Annotated in this window: 7 protein-coding genes; 1 reads left to right on the forward strand and 6 read right to left on the reverse strand. The window is 39.4% G+C overall.

The window, feature by feature from the left end:
* Positions 1–286: 286 nt before the first annotated feature.
* The 6 genes from MmiAt1_RS07965 to MmiAt1_RS07990 all read right to left on the reverse strand — a co-directional run bounded on the left by MmiAt1_RS07965 (position 287) and on the right by MmiAt1_RS07990 (position 18499).
* A complete protein-coding gene (locus tag MmiAt1_RS07965) occupies positions 287–7765 on the reverse strand; it encodes a cobaltochelatase subunit CobN (RefSeq protein WP_318786355.1) in 7479 nt (2492 codons plus the stop codon).
* 146 nt (positions 7766–7911) lie between these two features.
* Complete coding sequence (locus tag MmiAt1_RS07970; RefSeq protein ID WP_318786356.1) at positions 7912–9459, reverse strand: hypothetical protein; 1548 nt, start codon at positions 9457–9459, stop codon at positions 7912–7914.
* Positions 9460–11355: 1896 nt separating this feature from the next.
* The gene (locus tag MmiAt1_RS07975) at positions 11356–13140 is read right to left on the reverse strand and encodes a thiamine pyrophosphate-dependent enzyme (RefSeq protein ID WP_318786357.1); all 1785 of its coding nucleotides are present in this window, start codon (positions 13138–13140) and stop codon (positions 11356–11358) included.
* Between the two features lie 123 nt (positions 13141–13263).
* The gene (locus MmiAt1_RS07980) at positions 13264–15297 is read right to left on the reverse strand and encodes a beta-propeller domain-containing protein (protein ID WP_318786358.1); all 2034 of its coding nucleotides are present in this window, start codon (positions 15295–15297) and stop codon (positions 13264–13266) included.
* A 246-nt stretch (positions 15298–15543) separates the two neighbouring features.
* Positions 15544–17610, reverse strand: a complete 2067-nt coding sequence (locus MmiAt1_RS07985) for a beta-propeller domain-containing protein (RefSeq protein ID WP_318786359.1) — start codon at positions 17608–17610, stop codon at positions 15544–15546.
* Positions 17611–18352: 742 nt separating this feature from the next.
* A complete protein-coding gene (locus tag MmiAt1_RS07990) occupies positions 18353–18499 on the reverse strand; it encodes a hypothetical protein (RefSeq protein ID WP_318786360.1) in 147 nt (48 codons plus the stop codon).
* On the opposite strand from MmiAt1_RS07990, the gene MmiAt1_RS07995 reads away from it, so the two are divergent.
* A partial coding sequence (locus MmiAt1_RS07995) for a hypothetical protein (protein ID WP_318786361.1) occupies positions 18500–18735 on the forward strand: 236 nt, incomplete at its 3' end.

Below are 18735 nucleotides of genomic sequence, written 5' to 3' on the forward strand. Positions count from 1 at the left end.
ACGGACCTCTCGTCAATGAATAATCATGAAAAACGTTCCAAACTTTATCGGACATATATTTATAGATAACCCAAGAAATGACATTTTTTGAATAAAAAAAGATGACAAATTTATCCTAAAAATGATAGATTATTGAAAAACAGATTTTAAAACAAATCAAAAATTAAAATTAAATTAAAAAATTTAAAAATTAAAAAAATAAAAACTGCCGGAAAAACCCGGCAGATTTTGTTTAATTTTCTGTGTCCCAACAATGTTTCTAATTGGCTTCATTTTTGATTAATTATCAGACATTCCTCCTTCTGAAACCGTAGAAGACAGCGCCGACGACCAAAACAACAATTGCAATTGCAATGATGCTTGACGTTGAGAAAGTCGGGTTTTGGATGAAATCACGAACCGAATTGACCGCATTTGAAACCGTCACTTCAAAACCGCGGACAGCATCTGTCGGTGTTCCCGTTTCCGTTCCGTCAATACCGACCCCCGGATTTTGGTTGCCTTCGTCCGGCTCTTCATTATTTTCTTCATTAGAGTCGTTGGTTTCGCCGCTTGCAGGTTCGCCGGCTTCAACCAATGTAGCGGTTCCGTAGCCTGCGCCGGAAGTGGAAGAAGATATTTTTTGTTCAACTTTTACCTCAGGTTTATCACGACCGGTTGCATCTTTGACAAGTTGCCAGAAGATTTCTTCTTCATCAGAAGACAATCCGAGAACAGAAACTGATCCTGCCATAAACTCATCAAATGCAGGATTTCCACAAGTGTGGTGACAGCATGCAATACCGGCATCCACTGCAGATTTGATATATTCACTCATCAAATTCTCTTTCATCGTTTCACGCAAAGCTTCCATCTCTTTTTGTTGTTCCTCAGTCAGCGCATCTGTATCAATACGCATATATTCACGGCGAATCGTTTCAAGCATTCTTGCAGTCATTGATTGATATGCATATGGGTTTTCTTCGAAATATGATTGCAGATCCAAATAACCAAATTCTTCCGTATTATAGGCGTTTTGAACATAAATATCGTAAACTTGCGCCCAAACTTCCATGCTGATAAGTTCTCCGTTTGAAATGGCACTCCATCCGAACATATTTTCAACAAATTCTGAAAACATTGTCGAACCGGAATAACCCGATTCCATCATACCTTTAATCCATTCCGGATTGAGATAACGGGACTGCATATCTTTCAACAAAGCTTCCTGCATCGTTGCAATCAGTTTGCCGGGATTTGCCGGATCGAAATTTTCAACATTGCTGGTATCGGCAATATACATCTCGGGAAGTTTCCATTCACTTTTGTCTTTGAGCGTTCCGTCTTTATTGTACATAGATGAAATCATATTCATTGCGCCGAAATATTGGAAAACGTCGTCGTTATCCAAATTATCGTACAAATTAGACGAGGAAGCAAAAACGGAAGCATCAACTCTGGCCAGTAAAAGCTTCAAAATATCTGAGTTCATTTTTTCGCCCCAGGTATCATCATTGTAAGCAAAACCCATCCTTTCTAAATACAATTCAGCTACCTTTTGTTCATCCCAGTCACTGCCGCTGGAAATCATATTGCCTGTGCCAATTTCATAATTTCCGAGCTGTTGCGCATATGTTCTGAACTTTGCAATGCGTTTGGCTTCTTCCGGGCTTAATCCTGCATCTTCAAGAAGGCCGGCGATTTCGTTCGTATTAATTGTAACATAATTAACAATTGTTCTTCCTTTTCCGTCAGATTGGTTACCAAGTTCGTAAACTTCATCAATTGTTCTTTGGATACTTCTTAATACATTTGAATACCCGTCCCTCATTCCTGCCGTATTATAAACAATGTCAACGCGTGGCCGTGGTCCTTCATAAACAACATTTCCATTTGCATCTTTCACTGTGATTTGCATACGCGGATCGGACGGATCCATAATAACCGCTTTATCAAACGGACTGCCTGAACCGTATTCATTGCCCCTCCATGTCGGATATGTACCCAGCAAATAATAGATACAAGCTTCTAATGAACCTTCATCGCGAATAAATTCGACACCAAATCTCATGAACGAAACTGTTGACGGGAATTCGCCATATTTCAAATAATAATCAGCTAAGATTTGTTCACCCATCACCTGTCCGACATCCCATGCCGCTCTCGTCGGAAATGTCGAGGGATCAATGCCGTAAAAATTGGCACCGGTCGGTAACGCATCCGGATTTTGAACAGGATCATTTCCGCTTGTCGGGGGGATATAACCTCCATTTAAAGCGTTTAAAAGAGCATACATTTCACGAGGACCACTGTTTTCTAAATCTGCCATAAATGACAAAATTTTGTCAGATGTTAAGAAATTAACAACCGGTTCATTTATCCAGCTTTGACTTTGATAATTATTAACACTGTATTGTTTGTTTAAAGCCGAATCAATGGATCTTTCAGCAGAAACGCCGTTTCTCATTCCTTCAAGAGTTAAATTCACAAATTCGCGTGTTTTTCCTTCTGCAACTTTACTGCCGTAAGCACCTGCTAATTCAGCATTCAGTCCGGATTGAACCCATTTATCATAAACAGTATTGTTTAATGTTTCAAGTTCTTCGGGAGAAGGATTATTAGATAATTTTGCCAATTCGGCTTCAGCATACATTATCGGACCTTTAATGAAATAAACAACTTCAGGGTCTGCTTCACCAAAATTAGCTTTCAAAGCGTCTTCAATTGCTTTTGCAGATCTGTCACTCTTAATAATATCTTCGACAAGTTTCAACACATCTTCATCACACTTGCCGTTATACCGAGTTCCGGTGGAATCTTCGATAGGCTGGAGAGGGATACCGGAAGAACCTTGTGCATCTGTGAAATAAGCTTTTTCGATTACTTTCTCAAATCCGTAATTGCCCCACATTGCTCGAATCATAGATGCAGAATGTGTCGCATTCGGCGATTGCCCGTAGACATGCATACCATATGGAATACTGCTTTCAAGAACAGTCTCAATATACGTATGAACGTGGTTGTCAACAAAAGCTGTAAATTCTTTATCGTTTAAATTCAAAAGGTAGGCTTTCAGTTCATCATTTGTGACTTTATTTTTATTGCTCGGATTTATTTTCAACCTGTACTCATCCAAATTCATAGCTTCATGCGAACCTGTGCTGAAAACTTTTTCAACGATTATTTTACGGTAAGATACAACAATAGCCCCATAGCTTTCATCATCTTTTGAAACTCCCAATGATGCTTGTTTCATATATCCTTGCCGAGCTGCATCAATCTCTAAAAGCTCACCATAAAGACCGCTGCGAATCATTGCAGGTGTCAGGTGTTCAATAATTAACGCGTTCCCTCTAAATTCTGCCGTCAATCCTTCACCGACATTTGCCATGATATATGGATAGATGTTAGGCAATCCCTGAATTAATGAAGGCGCCCAATCCTCATTGCGGTCAAGACCAATAGATGTTCCGGGAAGCCATTCATGAGTTCCATGCGTACCGAAATGAATTAAAGCATCCGGTTTAAATTCTTGATCATCCATACCGCGGTTAAGCCACAAATAAAAAGCAACATATTGATGTGTCGGCGGTAAATCGCCGTGATAATCAACACTGGTCACTCCTTTCTCACCTGCAAGCGCACGATCCGGCTGCGGCATCAACCATACATTTCCAACGCGGATTGCAGGAATGACAAAGTATTTTCCACCGATATCTCCGAAATGGCCTGTTTCATCAACCCACATCATACCCATTTCATCTTTACCGACTTCGAAATCCCATGGAGCACCCCAGACTTTCAAGATTTCACTTCTTAAATCTTCATCCGTAATATCCTCCCAGAACCATTCAGAATACAAATCAACCGGAATTAATTGGCATCCCCACCAATCATCATTATTTGTTGAAGGATCATTTTCAAAGTCGATTCGGGTTTGAACCATTTCATTCAATACACCGGGCGCATGAGAGCCGACATTAATACCTTGACTGTACATCAAATTGATCAAATTTTCTTCCGTCATTGTTTGGGAATCAGATTCACCGTATTTAAATGTGAAAGAGCCGCCTTTTTGCATAGTGGCTACAGGTAAATTGAAAAAATCGATTGTATAATCACTTTTATCCATTTCTCTCAATATACCGATATTACTTCCCCCGTCACCGGTAATACTACGAATAACATTCAAGTAGTTAGCACCGATGCCGTCTTTTCCCGGCGGATAATTGTAGTAAATGAATGCAATTTCTTTTGCTTCATTTGGAGTATGTCTGAGATTGCCCCATCCTTTGATAATTTCTGCAGTCCAATCAACCTGATGTTCAAAAATTGCCGAACCGCCACCTTTTCCGGTGTCGTTATAACCGAGAACAATGAATTCAAAAAGACCATCTCGGTTGGGTGAAAGAACAGAACGGCTGATGATAGAAGAATCGATATTTTTATTTTCATCCGAAATAGAAGTACCTTCAGAATACGGGAAAATGCCTTTAATAATAGGAATATTCATTGCTTCTAATTGGCGGATGCCTTCATCATGGTTGTAATAATTCAATCCGAAATTTTTAACAGATAAACCAACATCAATTGCAGGAGTAGAAGGATTGCCATTGAAACAATAATATTTTGGCAAATCATCATATGTTTCATAACCAGTAATGACATTGATACCGTTTTCTTCTAAACGAACAATTAATTCATCAACAGCGTTTCCTGCATCACGATCTTGTACATGAATCCAAATTCCAACCGTGCAATTCGCATCATTGTAGAAATGACCCGTACTGCTTCCTTTTGTTTCATACCATTCCAGATATGAATCCAAATCTGCGAAATAAACACGCTCTCCATCAAGTCCTCTGTTATAAAGGCCGATAGAAGGTGTTGCTTCCGGAGGAATTGTGTATTCCCAAATGCTTGTTAAATCAGTTCCGTGACGTTTGGAAATTTGGAAAAGCACTGTGGAAATAACTTCTAAACTTTTATCATCCGTACCGCCAAATCCTGATAAAGTGATATAACTATCAGAAACAGTATATTCAGGCAAATCTTCAGCGTTGCGGATACTCAGAATTTTCGTTCCGGATTCTTGCATTGATTTAAAATCGAATTCGTTGTTAAAAGTTGTCCAATCTTCATTTGTAAAAGAATCACAAACAATAATAAGCGGCTCACGCGTTCCGGCGTGTTGTTGAAGATAAGTTTTGACAGATTCAATATCTGTTTTCAGGAAAGCAGTCCATGAACCAATGCCGCCATAAATACTTTCATCCTGTCGGAGCACAGCATTTTGAAGACCTTCAACACCATCCGGTCCTTCATCGCCGATATAAAGCACTTCAAACTTTTGGCTTTCAAACAATTTAACAGTATTTTCTAATTCTTTTCGTTCTGTATTTGCACTGTCAATAACAAGATTCAGCAAAAATTTTTCGCCCCATTGTTGAGCGATGATATTTTGGGCATCGGTTTCTAATTTTGAAATTGCTGACACCTGATTATAATATTTGAAATCGGAAGATGCCGTATAAACTGCGGTAAAATAATCCGGTTCACTTCCGCCATTAACGCCAATAAGTGTTGTACCGGAGCCGACCGCTTTTTCCAATGCTACATCATAATTTGGATCAAAGGAAATCATATCAAAAATAACAATATCATATTGATCAAATTCAACGTTACTTAAATCAACAGAATCGTCTTTTTCATCAAAACCGTCCATATATGTATAATTAATATAACCGCTGTGATACATATTCTGTGCAGCTTTTTCAATAGCAGGCATTTGTTTCCAACCGAGATGCAAAATAGAAACGATTTCGGATTCTTTTACCATGCCATCCATAACACGTTTCAAATAAGCTGACGCTTGATCGACTTCATATTGTGTTGCCGCATCTGATTTTAAAAGAGCATCAGCTTTATCATAAGCGTCTTTAAAAGAATCCCATATTTCAGCATTATAATCGGATTCTTTGTACTCTTTTCCTTTATCACGCAAGTTTTCTAATGTTTTAAGGGAATCCGTTGAAGGAGAAATTCCTTGAACCGCTTTATTTAAATTGCCGTAAGAATTAAAAAGTGTGATATTGTTATCGTTTAATGTTTCTTTTTTGTTTAAAGTTGACTTTGCGTTTGTGATTTCAGTTTGAAGGATGTTCCAATTTCCCTCGGAAAATGAAGTTTGTTCCTTTGCTTCTGCTTCCTGAATTAATGTTTCCAATTCATCAAATGTTCCGAAATGGAAAGATTCGCCATACGGAATGTGGATACCATTAATTTTGAATGGTGATGTATATTGGTGACTTCTATTGTAATAAGGAGTTCCGGAGATTCTGCCATCTAACTCATTTGTAAAATTATTTGTAATTGTAATCCCGGGAACCGCAGTAAAATTTGCAACAGAATAAGCAGACCCGTTTGTCCAAGCACGGTTTGGAGTAACATTAATGTAAGTTTCAGCGCCGTTTTGTAACGGGTATTTATTTATGACCATTGAGTTGTTTAAAACAATCTTTGCATAATTGCTGCTGGAACCAACAAATTGCAATTGATCTGCATTTTGGATGTATAATGTTCCGCCGGGATGAGTAAATGTATTGATTTGAGAACCCGTATTAATAATATACTTATCAGGCAAATGAACAATAGCATTATTTGGAAAAACATATCCACCGATACGGTTAACTGAATAAGGTACAATGATTTCAGTGATGGCCGTATTATTAACTCCACTGGAACTACGTTCAAATAGACCGGCTTTTGTAGAATAAAATTCTGTCATCCTATCGGGAAATTTGATTGATGTTAATTTTGGGGCGTGGATATAATAAACAGTTTCCGCATGTGATAAATCTAATTCTTCAACCAATTGAGCACTTTTAACTGAAATTATTTTAACACTCTCAGGCACATCCAATGAAGTGAAATTGCCGAAGATATGTATTTCTTCAGTGCCATCTGGGATTGTTAGTTCAGTTATTGAACCACCGATAGCATATCCTTTTTTAAGAGTTTCAGGTAATATTAATGTCGTGATGTTCATATTTGAGTCATAAAATATATTGGGTAAATCAGTAATCCCTGTTTCTGAAAGATCCAAATGTTTTAACTGACTTGTTCCTGCTGTCATGTCTTTAATGAACATTAATTCTTGTGTATTTTCGATTTGAATGCCGGAAAGATTTAAACTTTCAATTTTTCGAAGTTCTGCGGATGTAATTTCGTCACTCATTGCTTCTCCGACAGCTGCAAAATAGCTGTCGCGAATGACCTTTTCAATTGCGGGACTATAAGGTAAAGGTTCCGTGGTCACATTTTTAAAACTATAATATGAAGATTGTGTGCCATCATCTGCCATCATTCCAACAAAATAAGTCGTTCCTGCTTTGAGACCTCGAATTTCGAGTTTGGGGGAAGAACCATAATAATAAGGACTACCGACATTTAAAACAACATCTTTGATATAATCCATTTCTTTAGCAGCTTCCAAATAATTACCAGAAAGTGGTAAAGTAATTGGCCAATTTGCAGAAGTGAGCCCGTCAGGTTGTGAAAATTGGTCACTGACAATATAATAGATAGTTGCCGTTGAATAGTCACCTTCTGCAGGAGGAACTGCACGCGAAATATTAAACACAACATCAAATCCTTCTGTTGTGATATTATCAATTTCAATAGTTTGTTGCGTCACATTTGCGACTGCCGGTGTAATTAGTAAAACTAATAAGAATAATGTGATAAATATGAAAGTTAATTTTTTTTGGTAAGTTTTTTGAAACATAACAAATACCCCAAACAATTCCAATAATTCCTAAAATCATATAAATAGTAAAACCAATCAAAATTTGATTAACATAAATTCATCAAATTTCATTTATTTCCAAAAAATAAAAAAGATGAATTTTAAAATTCATCTTCATAAAAATTTTAGTTATTCCAATCAATAACTAAGGTTTCATTCCAAATTTCTTCATGATCGGATTGTAACCATGTTGTCCAAAGATGCGAAGAAATTACATCTTCGAAATCTTCCGCCGCAGCAGTATTCCAAGAGTTTGCAGGACTGTCCCGATATTGGAAATAAGTTGGAGCCCAACTATCACCAGAAGGATAATCGGCAGAATTAACGGAAATCCAAAGTTTTCCTTCACCTTGTGCATAGCATGCTAATATTTTCTGCAGATTGACATTATATTCTTCATTCATCGTTTCAGAAAATAACATATCAAAAACAATAATGTTTGTTTCATCAAACATTTCACGAACTTTAGTTTCATTAGATTCTGAAACATTTAAACCAACATAATGTCTGGCAACACCATCGACGATATTCTCAAGGTACGATGTCTCTTCACTATTATTAAGACCGATAAAAGCAAAATTCACGGTTTTATTGTCTGAAATATAACTGTAGTTATAGAACCCTGTTGTTGCAGTCGTAAAATTTTCAAAGGCAGAATTAGCTGCAGCATAATCATTCCAACCGATATACATGACATTCACAGTATTCCCGAAAACAACTGCATCCGGCTCAGTGGGTGAATAATCATTCCAATCAATTGTTGTAGCTGCATTCCAAACATTTTCATGATCGGCTTGGTCCCAAGAAGGGTCTTTCCAAAGAATCGGTGAAATTACAGCTTCAAAAGATTCTGCAGCTGCTTCATTCCAAGAGTTAAGATAACTGTCTCTGTAATGGAAATAAGACGGGGCCCAACTATCACCGGAAGGATAATCTGCTGAATTCACAGAAATCCAAAGTTTACCGCAACCATTATCAAAATCATCAAGAATTACCTGAAGATTCTCATTGTATACAGTATTCATTGTTTCAGAAAAGAGCATGTCAAATGCGATAACATCCATTTCTTTAAACATTTCACGTACTTTGGTTTCATTGTCTGCAAGTGCATTTGTGCCGCCAAAATCAACATAATGTCTGGCAACACCGTCTACAATATTTTCAAGATATGAAGTTTCTTCACTATTGTTAAGCCCAATGAAAACAAAATTTACAGTTTTATTTGCAGATGTATTGTAAGTATAATTATAGAAAGCTGATGTTGTATTCGCTGTTGTAAAATTCTCAAACTCCGAATTTGCGGCAGAATAATCATTCCAACCAATGTACATGACATTAATTGTGTCACCAAATACAACATTGTACGGTGCAGTAGGGTCAGGTGCGACAGGGGTAACAGGTTCAGTAGGTGTGTAAGGAGTACCATTATTGCCATTACCATTGCCATGACCGTTGCCATGACCATTGCCGTGACCATTGCCGTGACCATTGCCATTATTTCCATGGCCGTTACCATTGTTGTTTCCGGGACCGTTGCCGTGACCGTTGTACGGGCCATTGCCGTTGCCGTGACCGTTCGCATTGCCGTTACCGGGGTCTGCGAAAGCCAGCGGGACTGCTGTTAAAATTAACATAACTGCCAGAGCAATTATAATTATTTTTGTAGATTTCATTTATATCCCTTAAAATTTTTTATATTGATTTAAGTTAAGTAAGGAAAACGTCTCATACCCCCCCGTTTTTTACAGAGGACTCCGCCGAAATCTTAATTGGAATTTCGGCAAAGTCGGAGGAACGATTGGGGAAGAAATGATTCGAGTTTTCCCGTCAAATGAACGGAAAAAAACCGATCCCGGAAATATTTGAAAAAAATACAATCAGAGAAAAAAAATTGTTCAAGGAAAAGGTATATATGATAAAAATTTCCTTTGTAAACATCTCTTTTACAATTGTAATACAATTTTCCAAATTTGCGCAATAAACCCGAATTCGATTATGTTGGAGCATGATCGAATCATTTCTTTTTTAGATTGGTTTTATTTGTTATTCGCTGCCCGATTCATTTGAAGAATCACATTTAAATGAAATGCAGGGGCAACACTATGCTTTTGAGTTTTCTTTAGATTTTCTTAATTTTTTTATTTATTTTGTTTATTTATTTACGAACTCAATCCGCGAACGGTTTCCCGTAAGCGAATTGAAGCCACTTTTCGATTTGACTCGAATGAAACCTGACTGTTTCAACGGTTGACAGATGATATCAGTTTGAGATTATCGGATTAAGGGTCGGATTAAGGGGGGTGGAAGTGATCACCGGGCGACAATCTTCGTTTTTATTGGAACATCGGATAAGTGACAGGCTGATTTTTGAAAAACACCGAACAAAACAATTCACAAACATTCGGTTCCTTTGTCCGTTCCGAAGTTAGGCAATTTTACTTGTTTCCGGACGGCATATGCCGGCCAAAAAAAGTCTCTTCAGAGGGACAAAGGAAACGAATGTATGAAATCGAGAGGTACGGAAAGTTTTCAAGATTTTTTAACGTGAAATTCAATTTGATCAATTGAAAAAAAAGAGGCAGACGACCGAGAGAATCTATTTATAGATTTTCGCCCAATTACCTTGTACCTCAATTTTTTTCTTTGCTGTGCTGCAGAGAGAGCATTGAAGGTTTTGATTTCGGCCGTCTTCGACGCGGCCGGAATCATTCGATTCTTTAAAATCGGAGTCGATCAATACTTTTTTTCTGTCTTTTTAATTTTGGAGATTTTTTTATGAAATTCGTTTTTTATTCTCAATATTTTAATATTTGATATTTTCATTTGAAATTTCAATCGGATCTTTCAATCGGATCTTTCAATCGGATTTTTCATCAATTTTTCAATCAATTTTTCAAATCCGATATTTTTATTCAATTTCAAATATTTAATGTTTTGAACGAGTGACAATACAAACTCTCACAAAAACAAATATGAGATAATGTATACGAAAAACAGTTTACTGCAGGATTTTCGTTTGCTGTGTGCGGATGGTAAGTATGTATGGCAGCCCGAATGAAGACTGCGCACAGAATGAGAAATTGCCCAACTCATTTTAATCTGCGGAATAAAATTTTCACACATTCAAACGATAATTTTCTGAAATAAACCATAGGCAAATCAACCAAATTTGTCCAAATATCTGAAAAGATTGCAAATTATATAAATGTTATCCTATAATCGAAAAAAGGGAAGTAGCGAAATGAAAAAAACAAAAAACACAGACAAAAAAGACAAAAACAAGAAATAAAAACAAAAATAAAAATAAAACAAGTTTCAAAAAAAGAAAAACAAAATGAACAACCTAAGAAAACAGATTTAAAACGGAAAACAAAAACAAAAATTCGGAAATTAAATTGAACAGAATTTTATTAAATTCTCTCAAACCTGTCAAATTTTTATTCAATTTTCATCAAAATGTATCGAACTTCATCAAAATGTGTCAATTCTCATCCAAAATAATCGAATTCCATCAAAATGTGTCAATTTCATCAAAATGTTTCAAATTCTCATCAATCCGTTTTTCCGTCTCAAACCTCTTTTTTCCCGCCGTCCCATTGAACAACAATAACGGAAACGCCGCCCTTTGAAAGCTCTTCCCGGCTCAAAGAATAAAGATCATCCAGTTCCGACACATCCCGGATTTGAGAAGCATCGTAAGAAAATACATTCAGCGAATTCAAATTGCCGGATTCCGGCTTCGACTCAGATTCCGGTTCCGACTCCGGCCCTCCGGATAAAACCGCCCGAATCAAATTTTCGGGATCATAAGCCGCCTGTCCCCCCGTCATGGCCGCCGCCGAATTCCGCATCACGTAAACCAGAACGGGAACATTCTTTTTGATCGCTTCAATCAAGCTGAGAAGGCCCGAATGGAAAAAGCCGAAATCGCCGATAACGGCGATTGCTTTTTCCGGCGCTGCCTGTCCTGTTTTTCCTGCTTGTCCCGCACGCCCCGCGCCGGTTCCGATGCCGATGCCCGCGCCGAGCGAGACGGCCGAGTCCAGCACCGAATACGGCGGCACAATGCCGTACATCGAACATCCGATATCGCCGCTGACAAAAACATTTGTTTCCCGTTTCAGCCGGCCGAGCATTTCATAGAAATAAGGGTAAAACAGATCCCCGCAAAAATCGGGCCCTTTTTCGGGCCGTTTGTAAATGTCAAGATTTGCTGAAACCGGAACGGACTTTAAGCCCGCATTTTCAACAGCCGATAAAATGTGTTCCGCCGTCGTGCTTCCGAAAGGCAGATGTCCCGACCGTTTGCCGATGACATTTCCGAAAACGCGGATTTGGTCTTCGATGAAAGGCTCCGATTCTTCGGCGACCAAAACCGTGTCATGCTTTTCCAAAAATTTGCGGATGAAGTCAATCGGAAGCGGCGAGACAACCCCGAGTTTAAGAACAGAAACATCAGAAACATCAGAAATATCAGAAACATCAGAAATATCAGAAACATCAGAAATATCAGAAATATCAGAAACATCAGAACCATTCGACGCCGCCAAAGAAATATTTTTTTCGCGGATCAGTTTTAAGACATCCGAAACGCGCGAATAACAGTATCCCGATGTGATAATGCCGAGCTTTCGTGAAACACCGTTTCCCGGCCCCGCGTTTTCGATGCGGCAAAAATCCTCAGCCGCCTGCCGTAAAGTGCCGTCGTTTGCAAAATGAGAACGCTGGTAGCGCCCTTTCATCCGGTACTGCCAAGCCGACGAATCGGCCCGAAGCGTTCCTTCCGAAAAGCCGGCCGATTTGTTTAAAAGATTTGAAACATCGGAAACATCAAAAATATCAGAAACATCAGTCTCGTCATTTAAAATCGCCGCCGTGACGCGGACAATGACCGGCGCCTTAATTTTTTCCGACAAAACAAACGCGTCCCCCAAATAATCATAAATTTCCCGCGGCGACGACGGGTCAAATACCGGAGAACGCGACAGGCTGCCGTAATACCGCGAGTCCTGCGAATTCTGCGAACCCGCAACTTCCGGATCGTCGCCGGTCAAAATAACCAGCCCCGCGCCGATTGTGTGAATCATCGACGTCATCAGCGGGTCGGCCAAAACGTTCATGCCGACGTGTTTGACGACAACCAAAGACCGTTTTCCTGAAAAAGAATAACCCAGGCCCCATTCAAAAGCGATTTTTTCATTAACAAACCATTCGGTTGCTGCCGAAAATTCAGGCGATTTCATAAAAACGTCAACAATATCCGTGATCGGAGATCCCGGAACGCCGAAGACGGCGCTCACATGATTGTCGGAAGCGGATTTGAGAACGGCGGAAAGGCCCGAGAGAAGAGTCATCAATAAAAATAGAGAAGAAGGAGTATATTTAGTTGATGAAATAAAAAAAAGAAAAACAAAAACAAAAAAACAAAACAAGAGACAAACAGAAATGCCGGTCTCTTGCGTTATCAATCAGCGCCGTCAGTCAAAATTCAACTCGGGAAGCGGAATGTCAATGATTTTCACAATTTCCCAGCTGTTTTGATTAATGATATGAACCGCTTTGTTGGAGAAAGTATAGAAATAATCATTGATGTAAATCGTCCGGCTGACCATGCCGCCTTCATGAACATCATCAAATTTCAATTCAATTCCCGATTCGTCAACTTTGAAAACAAAAGCATGCTCATATGTCGGAATAACAAGCAATCCTTTTTCACCATCCCAGCGAAAAGCGTGATAGTCATGATCGGCTGCGGAATAAACATTCGAATCAAAAACATAACTGTCTGTTTCAATCGGTTTGTCGGGATTTGTGACATCAAAAAGCGTTAATTTCATCGCATTGTTGTCAGCCTTTCCGAGTCCGATGACAGCCGTATCATTAATCGGATGCAAATAAGTGGAATAACCGGGAATTTTTAATTCGCCGAGAAGCTCCGGACTTTTCGGATTACTCAAATCAATAACGAAAAACGGATCAATCACCCTGTAAGTGACAAGATAAAGAATATCGCCCGTAAATCTGGAACTGTAAATTGTTTCACCCGGAGCCAGATTTTCCAATTTTCCTGCAATTTTCATTTGACCGTCCAAAACATAAACCGAATTGAAACTGTTTTCCCGAATCATCCATGAATCCGAAGAGGAAGCCGCAACTCTCAAATAACCGCCGGATTCGTCCATTGAAAATGAATTTAAAAGCAATCCCGGAACAGAACCTGTATTTATTGAAAAATCATTTAAATCCACTTTTGTAATGCTCGTCTGTTCTGCTTTTTTGACATATTCATAGGAATATGCCAAATAATCATTATGTGTCAAATTAAACAGCATTTGCTGTTCCGTCAGATTCAAACCGGCCGTATAATTTGAAACGACATCCCGTACACCCCAAGCCCGCAGATAAGGACGGATGGCGTCATAAGAAACGATTTCCAAAATTTCTTTTTTGATTTCGGGGTAAAAATCCGCGCCTTGATCTTTCATATATTGAAGATACATCAAATCTTCGTCAATGGTATAATGATTTGTCAGATAAAGCGCGTTTTCCGAACCGTAAATAATGGAAGATTCCGAACCGATTAAAGCGACCGTCTGATCAAAACTGCCGTCCTGCATGTCCACTTCGGAAAGGTAATAAACAGTATCCGTTTGCGGAACAGCCGAATTTGTATTTGTCGGGTAATAGACATTTTTGTAATCAATCGTCTGTCCCATATATTTCATCGGACTGAGAACTGTGTGGTTCAAAACAACCAGATACAATTTGCCGTCAATCATTTTGGAATCGGCATAATATCCCCACAATTGTTTTTCCCAGATTTTTTCAGGCGCCGACGGATCGGTGACATCGTACCCTTTGATTAAATTGTAATGAATCGCAACCAGCGTATTGTTAATCAAATACAAATCGCCCGACAGATTAATTTCTGAAAGAATGGCGGCCGACTCGGGCGGGAGCGCATCAATTGCAAATGTTTTTCGTTCCGTGCTGTAAGAATAATAAACATCTCCGCGGCGGTAATCCGTTTGTTCGCGGATTTGATACGGATAATAATTTTCAGGCGTATAATAAATGGTTTTGCCGTCCGTTTTAACGAGATCTGCTTCATCGATGCCGGCCGTATGAACATTTGTTTCGGAGTAGCGGGAAACAAAAGAAACTTCCGAAGAATCATAGACAGTCGGCACGGATTCGGGAACAGCATTTGGAGAGGATGTCGTGTTGCTGCTTAAAGAATAGACAGCCCCTAACACATCCCCGGCAGACCCGTTTCGGGACGGCCAAATACTTCCTGAATAAAGATTTGAATAATATTGCTCTTCATCCAGATTTCCGCGATCGGAATAATAAACGGTATTGAAATATTCTTCCATTTCACTTTCGGAAGAAAAAGATTTCATGTCTGCTTTATCAAGATCCGAAGAACCGCTTGACAAACATCCGCTGACAGAAACCGCAATAAACAAACTGCACAATAGAAGAACTGCAACTGATTTGAAAACACTCATATAAATCCCGCCAAAGTTGATAAACTAAATTTAATGGGAATGTTATATAACTTTTATTAAAAGGTAAAAATTTAAATCGGAAATAAATGAAAACAAATTCGCCCGAAAATAAAAACAAAACAAAAATAAGCAAAACAAAAATTAAGAACAAAAGCGAAAACGAAAACAAAAGGAATGAAAAAATAAAAAAAGAAGGAAAGCCGAATTTATCGGCATTCCGACAAAATTTAATTTTAAATTTCAGATTTACGCATAAACCGGTTCGGCGTGTGTCGGGTAAATCGGATCGTCATGCGTCGGATAAATGGTTCCGTAGTCGGGGTAAACCGGCTGTTCGATTGCAATCGTATTCACACGCTGCCAGTTGGTCATGTTGTAGACGTGGATTTCCTTGGAGGAGAACGTGTAAAGGAAATCACCGATGTAAACCGAGCGGACCACATAGCTGTCTTTGTGAACGTCTTCTTTCATCAAAGTGATTTTGCCGTCTTTGATTTCAAAGATGTAGGCCGATTCCGAACCCGGAACAATCATCAGATTTTTGGCGGCGTTCCATGTAAAGCCGTGGTAGTCGTAAACGCTGACATATTCGTCCTGGTTGAAGTAGAAAACATCCAGTTCGACAGGGTTTTCCGGATCGGAAACGTCGTAGAGGGACAGTTTGGTGCGCCAGTCTCTCCAGTCGCCCGAGTAGCCGAAGCCGACAAGCAGCGTGTCGCTGATCGGGTGGAGGTAGCTGTATGTGCCCTGCAGTTTCATTTCCCCGAGAACGGCCGGACTTTCCGGATTGCTCAGGTCAATCAAAAGGAACGGATCTTCGTCGGTGTAGGTCATCAGATAAAGTGTATTGCCGATGTAGCGCGTGGTCTGGACATATTCGCCTTTTGCGACATTGTCGAGTGTTCCGACAACTTCCATATCCATATTCAAAACGCTGACCATCGAACGAAGCGTGCTTTCTTCGGTTCTGTAATCATCGCCGACGGTTGAAACGACGCGCAAATAGCCGCTGTTTTCATCCATTGCGAACTTGTCGTTGATTCTTCCCGGAACGGCGCCTGAAACAACGTCAAATGTTTCCAAGTTGATTTTGGTGACGGTTGTCTTTTCAGCTTCGATAATCAAAGCGGAAGAGTAAGCGTTGTAGTCTTTGTAGAAAGATTCGTAGAATTTCGTGTTTTCATCATCGGTCAAGCCGGTGGTGTAGTTGCCGACAGCTTCGGAGACCGCCATATATTTGATGCGCGTGCTGAGATCGTAGCCCATCACTTTTTTGATGTATTTCATGGTGTCGGACGGCAGATAAGCAGAACCGTTCGATTCAACGAAATCCAAATACATGAGCTGCGTGTCGGGATAATAGTAGTTGGTCAAATACAAGTTGTCGCCGGAAACGAACATGAGCGTGCTGTAAGAACCGATGAGCGCAACTGTCTTTTCAACGTCGCCTGATTTTGTGTCCAGTTTTGTAATGTAATACGTGATGTCCGCGTTCGGGCGAATGATATCGGGACCGTACGGGTAGTAACAGTCGGAGTAAGCGATTTCTCTGCCCATGCAGACCAGCGGGAAAACGCCGAAACCGTATTCGCTGGAAACGAAATACAATTGGTCGTCAATTAAGCGGGAATCAACGTAATAGCCTTCGTATTCCTGCTCCCAGGATTTTTTCGGGGAGGCCGGATCGGAAATGTCATACGCGATAATTTTCTTGTTGTCGTAGGCTGTTGAAATTGTAATCAAAAGGTCGCCTGCCAAATAAAGACTGCCGCCGGTTTCCGTAATGTTTGAGATAATGGATGCTGTTGCGGCCGGCAATGCGTTAATGACGAGCGTCATTTGATAAGTGTCGTAGGAATAGTAAGGATATTTGGAATCATTGTGAAGCGTCACATTTGTCGGATAATACAGACTCGGTGTGTAGAAAATGATTTTGCCGTCTGTTTTAACAATATCGGCTTCGTCGACGCCGGCAATCTGAACATTTGTCTGAGAGTAATCATCAGATCCGCCGCCGCTGACACTGATGCCGTTGTCTGCGGAAGATTCAGCCATCGGTTCGGCCGGTGTCGGAGCGGGAGATTTGGAAGAATAATCCGCCGACACGGTGTTTCTGACGGAAGTCGATGAGCCCGATGAGCCCGATAAGCCGCCGTTTTCAAGATATGTCTGTAATTCTTTTTCGGATTTAAACGACGTCATGCCGACGTTATCTAAATCTTTGCTGCCGCTGTCTGTTGATAAACAGCCGGCGGCAAAGACCGCGGCGGCAGCGACAAGGCATAAGACCAAAAGGGTATGCATTTTTTTCATGAGAAATCCTTCTTAATTCGCCGAAGGGCGGCGATTTTTGAGCAATTTGAATAAAATGGTTTTTACATTTTTTGAAATGTTAAATATTTTGGAATAATTTGTTGAATATTATTTTTGAATATTTATTTAAATATTTGTTGAAATATTTGTTGAAATATTTATTGAATATTTGTTGAATATTTGTTGAATATTTGTTGAATATTTGTTGAATATTTGTTGAATATTATATGTGACATTAATACGAAACGTATAAAATGATAAATGAACGCCATGATTCAATATCAGCAAAATTAAATGCAGCATTGAATTGTTAATAGAATCAAGCGCAGGATTCTATTTATATATTTATAAGACTGCAATTCGAATTGCAGTCTAAATTCAAAAACAAAACATCATTTTCATAACTTTTTCAAACCCGAACCCCCGATAAAACCATGAAAAAAAAGAACAATGAGAAAATCATTCAAAAAACGGGGTTCGTTTTTTTGAACTTTAAAAAAGGAATGTTTTCAATTGCAAGAGTTAAACTTCAAAAAACGTTTAAAAGAAAAATAATCAAATCCTGCAACACGTTTAAAAGAAAAAATAAACAAATCTCACAAAAAGTTTAAAAGAAAAATAATCAAATCCCGCAACACGTTTAAAAGAAAAATAAACAAATCTCACAAACCGCCCCTCCAATCCGAATTTTGTGAACGAAGTGAGCAAAATGAGGATTGGAGATGTCCCAAATGATTTTCAATTAAAACGAAACAACTGTTTTCAAAATTCTTCTCCGGTCGCCTTTTTTGTTGCCTGCCGACTGAAATGCAATACAATAATGCATGCACTGTTGCCTGCGTCCCATATCAGCTGTGTGCAGCACAGGCAGTACAGGCAGCATTTCCATATGCATCATCTCATTTTTAGCACATCCGTTCGCTACGCGAACGTGGGCACAGATTACCTTCAGGTTTTCGTTTGGCACGGCTACCTTCAGGTTTCCGTTTGGCACAGATTACCTTCAGGTTTCCGTTTGGCACAGATTACCTTCAGGTTTCCGTTTGGCACAGATTACCTTCAGGTTTCCGTTTGGCACAGATTACCTTCAGGTTTCCGTTTGGCACAGATTACCTTCAGGTTTCC

Source organism: Methanimicrococcus hacksteinii (assembly GCF_032714515.1).
GTDB classification, from domain to species: domain Archaea; phylum Halobacteriota; class Methanosarcinia; order Methanosarcinales; family Methanosarcinaceae; genus Methanimicrococcus; species Methanimicrococcus hacksteinii.